The 11,736-nt window shown below is 32.2% G+C and carries 6 protein-coding genes and 1 riboswitch; of the genes, 5 read left to right on the forward strand and 1 reads right to left on the reverse strand.

Annotated features, from left to right (window positions below; translation table 11 throughout):
* The first annotated feature begins 99 nt into the window (after positions 1 to 99).
* The 3 genes from KQI38_RS09870 (at position 100) to KQI38_RS09880 (ending at position 6,731) form a co-directional block, all read left to right on the forward strand.
* Entirely contained in the window at positions 100 to 2,103 is a 2,004-nt protein-coding gene (locus tag KQI38_RS09870) for a methyl-accepting chemotaxis protein (RefSeq protein WP_216558890.1), read from the forward strand.
* 317 nt (positions 2,104 to 2,420) lie between these two features.
* The gene (locus KQI38_RS09875; protein ID WP_216558893.1) at positions 2,421 to 4,481 is read left to right on the forward strand and encodes a 5'-nucleotidase C-terminal domain-containing protein; all 2,061 of its coding nucleotides are present in this window, start codon (positions 2,421 to 2,423) and stop codon (positions 4,479 to 4,481) included.
* 246 nt (positions 4,482 to 4,727) lie between these two features.
* Positions 4,728 to 6,731, forward strand: a complete 2,004-nt coding sequence (locus tag KQI38_RS09880; RefSeq protein WP_216558896.1) for a methyl-accepting chemotaxis protein — start codon at positions 4,728 to 4,730, stop codon at positions 6,729 to 6,731.
* Positions 6,732 to 6,773: 42 nt separating this feature from the next.
* On the opposite strand, the gene KQI38_RS09885 is transcribed toward KQI38_RS09880, so the two are convergent.
* The gene (locus KQI38_RS09885) at positions 6,774 to 8,474 is read right to left on the reverse strand and encodes an MSCRAMM family protein (RefSeq protein ID WP_216558899.1); all 1,701 of its coding nucleotides are present in this window, start codon (positions 8,472 to 8,474) and stop codon (positions 6,774 to 6,776) included.
* A 153-nt stretch (positions 8,475 to 8,627) separates the two neighbouring features.
* A riboswitch (cyclic di-GMP riboswitch) is annotated at positions 8,628 to 8,712 on the reverse strand.
* Positions 8,713 to 8,910: 198 nt separating this feature from the next.
* Between KQI38_RS09885 and KQI38_RS09890 the strand changes: the two genes are divergently transcribed.
* Positions 8,911 to 10,737, forward strand: a complete 1,827-nt coding sequence (locus KQI38_RS09890; protein WP_216558902.1) for a 5'-nucleotidase C-terminal domain-containing protein — start codon at positions 8,911 to 8,913, stop codon at positions 10,735 to 10,737.
* Between the two features lie 144 nt (positions 10,738 to 10,881).
* Positions 10,882 to 11,733 (forward strand): transposase, encoded by an 852-nt coding sequence (locus KQI38_RS09895; RefSeq protein WP_158220004.1) that lies wholly within the window; start codon positions 10,882 to 10,884, stop codon positions 11,731 to 11,733.
* The last annotated feature ends 3 nt before the right edge of the window (positions 11,734 to 11,736 follow it).

The following is an 11,736-nucleotide window of genomic DNA, read 5'->3' on the forward strand; positions in this document are numbered from 1 at the left end:
ATGATTTATAATTATTTGCAAATTTTTCTAAAAATAAAGAGGATTTTGAGGATTGATGTCGAATATACCTTATATCATAAGAGAGAAAGGAAAGATAAAATGAAAATTAAAACTAAATTAATTCTATTCACTTTAATGATTTCTATTATTAGCATAATTTCTGTATCTATAATAAATTATGCAGTTTCCATCAGAGAGCTAGAAAAGGTAGTTAATTCTAATACTAACAGCATAGCAGCATTAACTACTCAAAAGCTAAATCAATGGATAGCAATACAAAAAGATTCTCTGGATGAAACGCTTAATAGTATATTGTATAACAATAACTATGAGCAAGAGTATTTGTATAGGTTTCTAGAAAGTCAAACTGAAAATAATCTAGGAAATGCATATTATATTGGATTGCCAGATAAAAGATTCATATCAGGTTCTGGATGGATACCACCAGCAGATTATGATGCAACTCAAAGAACGTGGTATAAGGAAGCAATTGGAATGGATGGAATATATATATCAAAGCCAGATATTGATGCTAGAACCGGAGATATGGTCATAACAGTATCAAAGGCAATTAAAAAGAGCGGCAGGGTAATAGGCGTTGTGGGATCTGATATTGCAATAGACTATTTAGTAGAAGTAGTGTCAAATGTAGAACTAGGGAAAGATTCCTATGCTTTTTTAATGGATGATGAAGGAAATATTATAACTCATTTAAATGAAGAATATAAGCCAACAGCAGATAAAGGGTATATAAATATAAAAGATATATTAGGTGGCAAACTTATAGATATAATGGGAAACAAGGAATTGTCCTTAAGAGAGAAGAGAATCACTGATTTCGATAATATCAGAAGATTTTGCTTTTTCGATGAAATCGAAGAATCTAGCTGGATGGTTGGATTGGCAGTATCAGAGAAGGAAACTTTAAAGGTGGTTTCACATGCCATTAATTTAACTTTAATTACTGTTGTGCTGTTACTTGTGGCAACGAGTATTCTATCCTTAACTGTGGGCAGTTCTATATCTAAACCAATCATTAATTCATCGCAAATTGCTGAAGAAATAAGTAACTTAAATTTATCTACTGGTATAGAAGAAATAAAGCTGAAACGTAAAGATGAGATAGGACAAATGTATCAGTCATTTGATAATACCATCAGAAAGTTAAAAATATTTATGAAAGATATGGATGGATCTATTAGGATAAATCATGAGGTTAATGAACAAACATTAGAAAAGATTCATTACTTATTAGGACAAGCAGAAGATACTTCAGCTACAACAGAAGAATTATCAGCAGGTATGGAAGAAACATCTGCTACCACAATATCTATCAATGAATCATCACAGGAAATAGAAAAGGCATTATCAGACTTTGCTCAAAAAGTAGAGGAAGGTGCGAATACATCTAATGAAATAAGTGTAAAGGCAGATAAGCTAAGTCATCAGTTCATTAATGCTAAGGATAAGTCAATGGAGATATATTCTAATGCAAGAGAAGAGATAGCAAAGGCCATAGTTTCATCCAAAGAAGTAGAAAAAATAAATGTATTGTCAAATGCAATACTACAGATATCAGAGCAGACATCTCTTTTATCCTTAAATGCGGCTATAGAGGCAGCAAGGGCTGGAGAATCAGGAAGGGGATTTGCAGTAGTAGCAGATGAAATAAGAAAATTAGCTGAAAATTCTAATTCAACAGTGGGTGAGATACAAACTGTAACAGAAAGTATAACAAAATCAGTAGGAGAATTGATAGAAAGAATATCCCTTGTAATGGATTTCTTAGAAAAAGATGTAACTAAGGATTATGAGTTAATGGTAGATGCAGTAGGTCAATATAGGGAAGATGGATCTCACCTAAATAATATAATCTCAGATCTTAGTGCAACAGCAGAAGAACTTGCAGCAACTGTAAATGAAATGTCTTTAGCTATTAAAGAAATCTCTATTACTGTAGAGGAATCTACTGTCGCCACTACAAATATTGCTGAGAAGAATATGAATATTGTAGAGGCAATAAATGATATAAGCGGAATAATTGAGAAGAATAAGGAGATATCTGATAAATTAGAAGAAATAGTTTCTCAGGTTAAGTTTTAGAATAATCCCTAGATAAACTAAATAACTACACTTTTGATGGACTTTAATCCTTAATGTATAAATTAGCTGGAATTGGGACCAAAAAGTGTAGTTATTTAATATTGAAGCAGGAGGTTCATCAGATATAGGCAATGTGGATTATTCGTGCCCTGCATTTCATCCTATTTTATTGTTAGTCTCTAATATATATAGATGCTGAGTTGACAACGAAAAATATATCTATTATCAATTGTGAGAAAATTTTGGAAAAAAAGAAGGATTATTAAATTCTATATAGAATATATTATATAACTAAATAAATCTAAGGAGGTAGACCTATGTTTTTAAGGAGCAAAAAAATCTATAGTCTATTATTAGCATTATTTATGGTATTGGGTATTATTATTCCATCAACTGCATTTGCTGATACTGAGACTATCAAGATTACAGTTTTAGGAACCACGGACCTACATGCTAATATTTATAACTGGTCCTATGAGGATGGTAAGGAAACAGAAGACTTTGGAATGGCTAAGGTTTATTCTATTGTTGAAAAGGTAAGAGAAGAAAATCCAAATACAATCCTTATAGACAACGGTGATACTATTCAAGGTACTATACTATCTGATGATTTGTATAATTTTAACCTAGAATTAAAGCATCCAGTAATTGATGTAATGAATTTTATGAAGTATGATTCTATGACATTAGGAAATCACGAGTTTAATTTTGGATTAGAAATGGTTAAAAAAATTCAAGAGGAAGCAGAATTTCCAATCTTGGCTGCAAATGCAAATTATAAAGCTGATAACTCATATTTAGCTAAGCCATATATAATTAAAGAAGTAGCAGGAGTAAAAGTTGGAATTTTAGGACTTACAAATCCAAATATCCCAAGATGGGATGGACCTAAGGTAGAGGAGTTAAAATTTGCATCACCATTAGAATCAGCAGAAAAACATATTAAAGAGATGAAAGAGGAAGGGGCAGATTTAATAATCCTATCTACTCATATGGGATATACTGCCGAATATGGAGGAGACGGAGCAGACGAGATCATAGCTAAATTCCCTAAAGTAGCAGCTGTATTAACAGGACATGCTCATGTAACGGAAAAGCAAAAAGTAGGAAATACTTTAGTAGGGGCGGCTAGAAATGAAGGCAGACAGGTTGTTAGATTTGATTTTGAACTAACAAAAAAAGATGATAAATGGATAATTGGAGATAGTACAGTTGATATTATTGAAGTGAAAGAGTATGAAGCGTCTAAAGAATTAAAAGAATATGCAAAGGAATATCATAATAAGACATTAGAATTCTTAACAAAAGTAATTGGAACAGCTAGTGAAAACTTTGCCCCAGCATCAGAAATTCCAGGTATTCCGGAAGCTCAACTTAGAGACACAGGATTGATTGACCTTATCAATAATGTGCAACTTAAGGCAACAGGTGCAGATGTTGCTGGAGCAGCATTATTTGCATCAGGATCTAATTTAAGGGCTGGAGATTTAACCTATGCTAGTATATTTGAGATATATAAATATCCAAATACTTTAGTAGGAGTGGAAGTTACAGGAGCTGAATTAAAGGCCTATATGGAATGGTCAGCTGCATATTATAACACCTTTATTCCTGGAGATATTAACATAAGCTTTAATCCTAATATTAGAGTATATAATTATGATATGTTCCAGGGAGTAGATTATAAGATAGATTTATCTAAACCTGAGGGTGAAAGAATTGTAGATTTAAAATTTAAAGACGAATTAGTAAAAGATACTGATACTCTAAAATTAGCAATAAATAATTATAGATATGGTGGATTAAAGAACATGGGAATTATTAAAGGGGAGCCATATTTTGAATCAGATCCAAAGTCTCTTAGATCCTACATTGCTGATTATATAGCTGAGAATAAAACTATAGTACCCATAGTAGATAATAACTGGGAGGTTATAGGGGTAGATTTCAACCATCCATTAAGGGATTATATTATTGAACAGGTTAAAGAAGGCAAGATTGAGATTCCTAAATCAGAGGATGGAAGGACTATAAATGTTAAGGCTATTAATGCCATAGAAATGATAAATGCAGGACTTATTCCAGAAGAAGTATTAAAGGCTAATAATATTAAAATAGAAGAGTCTACTGAAGAAACTCCAGCAGAAGAGCCAGTTCCTACTCCAGAAGTACCAGCAGTAGAGACACCAGCTCCTGCACCAGTACCACAGCCAGAAGTAAAACCAGTTTTAGCTCCACAAAAATATGTAGTAAAAGCTGGAGATGTTTTATGGAAAATAGCTAAACAATTTAATACCACTTGGGAAAAGTTAGCAGAATACAATAATTTAAAAAATCCACATTTAATCTTCCCAAATCAAGTAATATTGATTCCTTAATACAAATAAGGATATTTAACTAAGCTAGATCCATGTGATTTAGCTTAGTTTTTTATGGTTCATAAGAAAAATCCTAGTCTATTTTAATTGGAACTTGACCTAGAGTTTTAAGAAAAGGCTTTCTCGATGATTTGCTAGAAGTTTATTTATGAAAAACATCACAAGGTATCTTGATAAACTATTAAAGCATATAAACCGATATATAGGGTATATATATTTAAAATTAAATTAAGGGAGAGATAGTCTATGAAATTAAAAGGGAAGCTACTAATGTTTACAACATCAATTTGTATTATCTCAATTTTACTTATTTCAATTATTAACTATTCAGTATCTATAAAAAAACTTGAAGAGGAAATTAATGAAAATGTTATATTAGAAGCACACCATACGGCACAAGAAGTTGATGGTTGGATAGCTTTACAAAAAAATACTTTAGGATCTATATTGAATTTGATTTTATACAATGATAATCATGAGGCGGATTATATGAGGGGAGTTGTGACAAAAATAACAGCTGATAATCCGGGCAATACCTATTATATAACTTATAGTAACAAAGAAACTTATTTTCCCATTGGTGTAAGTGTATCACCAGATTTTGATGGGACAACTAGACCTTGGTATACAGGTGCCATGGAAACTCAGGATTTTTACATCACTGAACCCTATATAGATGCTATAACTGGCGATATGGTAATTACTGTTTCTAAACAGTTTAAAACTAGTAGTGGAATGAAGGGTGTAATGGGAACAGATATATCTATTAACTATCTAGTAGATTTCATTGCTTCAGCTGACTATGGAAATGGGTCCTATGCTTTTTTATTAGATGATAAAGGAAATGTACTTACTCATTTAAATGATGAATTTAAACCCAATAAAGATGGCAGCTTCAAGAAGATAGATGAGCTATTAGAAGGGAAAATGGCAGATATTATAGGAAAAACGGGAATTAAAATCAAAGACAGGGCTATAAGGGATTTTGATGGTGTAGATAGACTCTTTTTCTATGGAGATATAGAAGAATCAAATTGGACAGTAGGAGTTGCTATAACGCAAGACAGTGTAATGGGCAGTATTAATCGCGTTATTTTACTTACTATATTAGCTGCAATATCTGTAATTATAATATCTATTATATTAGTTTTATATATGGCAAGTACTATAACCAAGCCTATTAGAGAATCTGTTGAAATTGCTGAGGATATATCCAATCTGAATCTATCTCAAGAGATTGAAGAAAAAGACTTAAAAAGAAAAGATGAAATGGGACAAATGTATCAATCCTTTAATCTTATTATACAAAAATTGAGGGCATTTATGAAAGATATGGATGGATCTATTAGGATAAATCATGAGGTTAATGAACAAACCTTAGAAAAGGTTCATTACTTATTAGGACAAGCAGAGGATACTTCAGCTACAACAGAAGAATTATCTGCAGGAATGGAAGAAACATCTGCTACCACTATATCTATCAATGAATCATCACAGGAGATAGAAAGAGCATTATCAGATTTTGCTCAGAAAGTAGAAGAAGGTGCAAATACATCTAATGAAATAAGTGTGAAGGCAGATAAGCTAAGTCATCAATTCATTAATGCCAAGGATAAATCAATGGAGATATATTCTAATGCAAGAGAAGAAATAGAAAAGGCTATAGTTTCATCTAAAGAAGTAGAGAAAATAAATGTATTGTCAAATGCAATACTACAGATATCAGAGCAGACATCCCTTTTATCCTTAAATGCAGCTATAGAGGCAGCAAGGGCTGGAGAATCAGGAAGGGGATTTGCAGTAGTAGCAGATGAAATAAGAAAATTAGCTGAGAACTCTAATTCAACAGTAGGTGAGATACAAACTGTAACAGAAAGTATAACAAAATCAGTAGGAGAGTTGATAGAAAGGATATCCCTTGTAATGGATTTCTTAGAAAAAGATGTAACTAAGGATTATGAGTTAATGGTAGATGCAGTAAGTCAATATAGGGAAGATGGATCTCACTTAAATAATATAATCTCAGATCTTAGTGCAACAGCAGAAGAACTTGCAGCAACTGTAAATGAAATATCTATAGCTATTAAGGAAGTCTCTATTACTGTAGAAGAGTCAACTGTAGCCACTACAAATATTGCTGAGAAGAATATGAATATTGTAGAGGCAATAAATGATATAAGTGGAATAATTGAGAAGAATAAAGATATATCTGATAAGTTAGAAGAAATAGTTTCTCAGGTTAAGTTTTAATAGGGAGGAGCTAGGTAGTTTTACCTAGCTCCTTAACTTATCTTATTTTTTTCTTCTTATAAATTGACCTATAGCTAACAATAGACCACCAAATCCATAAAAAATATACTCTGATGTTGTTCCTGTTGCAGGTAGAGATGGTGCTGCTAATGGAACTGATTCTACAATTTCTATTTCCTCTTCAGGAAGGATTTCTTCTGATTCTATTTTTATTTCAGGTGCAGCTTCAGGAATTTCTTCTTCAATAATTACTTCTTCTTCAGGTGTTTTAGGTATAGCTTCAGGAATTTCCTCTTCTATAGTTTCCTCTTCATCTGGCGGGGGAGTATCATCATCTTCATCCGGTGGTGGATTATCGTCATCGTCGTCATCTTCTTCTGGATAATCTGCTATATTTGTAATATTCACTTTGAGTAGCCTATCTTCATTAGTAGTTTCTCTATTCAATACTAATGAAAGTCCAGAATTACTCATTCCTTTAATATATCCAGCTCTATCTAATTCATATAGTTTATAGAAACCTTCCCCCAGATCAGAGAAGAAGACAATTCCCGTTGATCCAGTTGTCTGCTCGGATATGAACTCTTCTATAGATTCATTTGTCTTGTAAAGTCTGAAGGCAAATCCACTTAAACCTGGTGTAGCATTTCTTGTATCTACTACATTTTTAATTACTTCTATTGTTCCTTTCCATTTTGGAGGAGTTTCATTATCCTTTTGGTTAGTAAAATCTACATTAGCTTCTACATCTTCTAATATAGAAACTTCTAAATTATTATCTGATGTTAAAGTGTATCCATTAGGGATATCAATTTCTTTAATCATATATTCACCAGGATTCAAGCCATCCACTGTTACCGAGCTGTTACCTACTATTGTAACAGTATCTAATAATGTCCATGCTTCTGATTCATTAAGGATATATATCTCAAATTCAAACTCAGTTCCATCTTCTATAATATTATCTTCAGGATCTATAACAAGTTTTTTAATAGTTATTTTACCTTTTGGATCTGATTCATCAGGAATTTTTCTGTTTTCTACTTCAATTTCAGCTATATAATCCTCATCGGCATCATCGGGAAGAATTATTGTTTTTCCATTGCCGATACTACTTAAATATCCATCTGGAATATCCTCTGTTAAGGTGTATTGACCTTCTTCTAATTCTGTAAACTCAATGATTCCTTCATCATCAGTTTCTTTGGTTTTTTCATATCCGTTTGGTCCTATAAGGGTGAAACTTATACCTTCTGGTGATTGAATATTATTTGGATCTGTAACTGTCTTGATTACCTTAACTTTGCCTATCCATGGTTCTTCTGGTATGTCTATAATAATGTTAAAAGAGTAATGGGATATTTCTGGTATATTACCTCCATTATTATCTGGGGATCTAAAACCAGATCTGCTGCTGCCTAAATTTTCATATAGTCTATAACCATTTCCACCCTTCACTGCTAAAGCATCAATCGATACATTGTTAGCCTCAAAGCTTAAATACTTTCCATCATCTGATAAAGTGAATTCTATCCAATATATGGAGTTAGTGTCATGGATTTTATTTCCATCCTTATCAAAATAGATTATTGTACTTTCTGGTGGATCAATTTTGAAATCAAAACCTGAGTCATTTCCTGGGTAGTCAGTTCCAGAATCAGCAAAGCTGATATTTGGTATTATTGATACTGCTAAACTTAGTACCAGTAAGAAAACGATGAACAATTTACTGTATTTCTTCATTTTTTTCACTCCTTTCATAAATATGGAAATATAATTATTATAGCTATAGTATGCTGAATCCCCTTCTATGCTATAAAATTGAAACAAAAACTATTATTATAGTAATATTTCTATAGCTGTCCAAAAATGCAGAAAGCTGCTATGTTTTACTAACATAGCAGCTGAACAATCATTACCATATGGTATTAGACTTCAAGCTTTGCGTCCCCACCTTTCGGTGGGTTTGCCTTTATTATGTTCAATTATATAATTTTATTTATATATATTATACCAACAACTATTAAGTTAAAACATAAAGTTGTTAAAAAAGAATTATTTTTGATATTTTGGATAAAATTTCAAAAACAAGGAGGATTTACGAAAAGTATGTAGAATAAGTTATATATAAAGTGTAATGGGTATGATTACACTAAGTAAAATTTAAGGGGGTTTATGTATGAAGTTTAGAAACAAAAGAATCGTTAGCTTGTTTTTATCATTAGCCCTAGTATTAGGTATAATGATGGGAGCAGCACCAGCAGCATTTGCTGAAGAAATAGCAAAGGTAACTGTGGACATTGTTTCCTTTAACGATTTTCATGGTAATGTAAAGGATTTAGGTAAAGATATTGGTATGGCCAAAATGATAGGTTACTCCAAAAAACTTTTAGAGCAAAATCCTAATACAGTATTTGTATCTGCTGGGGATCTCTATCAAGGTACAGCTATATCAAATCTTACTTATGGTGCTCCTGTATCTGCTATGATGAAGGCTATGGGAGTAGTTGCTTCAGCAGTAGGTAACCATGAGCTTGATTGGGGAGCAGAACATATGAAGGGTTGGGCAGAAGACGGAGGCTTTGATTTTTTAGCTACTAATATTGTAGATAAAAAAACTGGTAAGCCAGTAGAGTGGGCAAAACCTTATAAAATTGTGGAAAAAGGTAATATCAAAATAGCATTCTTAGGGTTAGCTCACCCAGATACAAGCACTCTTACAAAAGCTGAGCATGTAGAAGGATTAGAATTTACTGACCCAGTAGAAGCAGCAAAGACTTGGGTTAAATATTTACAAGAAGGTAAGGCGGAAGAAGGTACACCAGACGTTATAATAGCTCTTACACATCTTGACTCTGCACAAGATAAAGAAACTAAAGAAATTACAGGAAATGCAACAAAACTTGCCGATATAGAAGGAATAGATGGAATAATTTCTGGTCATAGCCATCTAACTGTAGCAGGTAAGGTAAAAGATGTTCCAGTGGTACAAGGATATAAAAATGGTCGTGGACTTGCAATACTATCTATAGAATTAGATAAAGATAATAAAGTAGTAGGCATAGAGCCGAAATATGACGACTTAGCTAGTAAGGCTGCTGATATTGTAGCAGACCCAGAAGGACAAAAGTTATTTGAAAAATTTGAATTAGAAGCTGGACCAATATTAGGTGAAGTAATTGGTGAAGCAGCAGAAGCTTTCACACATAATAGTAAAGAAGATAATGTTACTTTATTAGGAAGATGGTCATCAGAAGTTATGAAGGAAAAAGCTGGAGTTCAAGTAGCTATCCAAAATGGTGGAGGACTTAGAAGAACTCTAGAAAAAGGTGCTATCACAATGGGAGATATGTATGAAATTATGCCATTTGATAATGAATTAGTAACTTTAGAAATGACAGGGGCAGATTTAAAGAAAGCTATAGATCATGGTATATATAATCCAGAAGTAGGAAACGGACAATTTGCAGGTCTTATAGTAGAATTTGATAAAAATGCAGAATTCGAAAATAGAATTACAAAGATTAGTCTTGAAGATGGTACACCTATTGATATGGAAGCATATTACACAGTAGTTACAAATGACTTCCTTATAACAGGTGGAGATAAATATGATTTCTCAAAGGCTAAGAATATAGTAAATACTTATATACCGATTAGAGATGTATTAGTAGAAGCTATAAAAGAAGCTAAAGTAATTACACCAGTAGAAGTAGACTATTTAGCAGAAGTAGCAGCAGAAGCTCCAGTAGTAGAAGAGCCAGCTCCTACTCCAGAAGTGCCAGCAGTGGAGACACCAGCTCCTGCACCAGTACCAACTCCAGAGCCAGCACCACAGCCAGAAGTAAAACCAGTTTTAGCTCCACAAAAATATGTAGTAAAAGCTGGAGATGTTTTATGGAAAATAGCTAAACAATTTAATACTACTTGGGAAAAGTTAGCAGAATACAATAATTTAAAAAATCCACACCTAATCTTCCCAAATCAAGTAATATTAGTTCCTTAAAAAATAGTTTATAAAGATAATAAGTAACAAAAACGGTGCCAGGCACCGTTTTTGTTACTTATTTTAAATTTTATTAATAAAAATAGAGGATTTTAGAAATTTTTGTTGAATATATAATATAATATTATTGTAGGAGGGAGTATTGTGGGGAGAAAGCCGAGGATAGAATATTACGGTGCAATATATCATATTATTCATAGAGGAAATAATAAGGCTTTTATTTTTGAGGAAAATGAAGATAAAATAGAACTATTGAAGATTATAGGTGAAATAAAAGAGATATTTGATTTTTACTTATTAGCTTATACTATAATGGACAATCACTATCATTTTGTCATAAAAACCCACAACATTTCTATAAGTCGGATAATGCATAGAATAAATACTAGATATGCTAAATATTATAATAAGAAAAAAGGAAGAACGGGCTCTCCATTTGAAGGGAGATATAGGAGCATTTTAGTTCAAAATGAGTCATATCTTATAAGATTAATAAGATATATACATAATAACCCAGTATATGCTAGTATCTGTAACTCCATGACTAAGTATAAATGGAGTTCAGATGTGTTTTATAGAATGAATGTAGGTAATTTAATAAATATTGAAGAATTATTAGAGATGTTTTCAGTAGATAGGCTGCAAGCCATAAAAAAGTATGAGGAATTGATGGATGAACCTCCAGAGGATTATAAAATACTAAAAGAAGAATTTGAACAGGCAGAATTTATAGGTAATGGAGAATTTAAGGAAGCATTAAATAAAGAGAATAAGTTCCAAAAAACAATTTCTCTTGATGACATATTAAAATCAGTTTGTAAAATAGGGTCAGATTACGAATTAATTAAGGAGGGTTCCAGAAAAAGATATTTGGTGAAATATAAGCAGGAGTATGCTTATGAGGCATTACGACATGGATATACGACAGATGAAATAAGTAAAAATATAAATATTACAGGTGGGGCAATAAGAAAGATATTGTTTGGAACTAAATAAGGA

The organism is Tissierella carlieri (genome assembly GCF_018917285.1).
GTDB lineage: Bacteria > Bacillota > Clostridia > Tissierellales > Tissierellaceae > Tissierella > Tissierella carlieri.

Bases quoted from the DNA above. Each gene is read 5' to 3' on its own strand.
- KQI38_RS09885 (WP_216558899.1), bottom strand. From the start codon at position 8,474: ATGAAGAAATACAGTAAATTGTTCATCGTTTTCTTACTGGTACTAAGT.
- KQI38_RS09870 (WP_216558890.1), top strand. From the start codon at position 100: ATGAAAATTAAAACTAAATTAATTCTATTCACTTTAATGATTTCTATT.
- KQI38_RS09890 (WP_216558902.1), top strand. From the start codon at position 8,911: ATGAAGTTTAGAAACAAAAGAATCGTTAGCTTGTTTTTATCATTAGCC.
- KQI38_RS09880 (WP_216558896.1), top strand. From the start codon at position 4,728: ATGAAATTAAAAGGGAAGCTACTAATGTTTACAACATCAATTTGTATT.
- KQI38_RS09875 (WP_216558893.1), top strand. From the start codon at position 2,421: ATGTTTTTAAGGAGCAAAAAAATCTATAGTCTATTATTAGCATTATTT.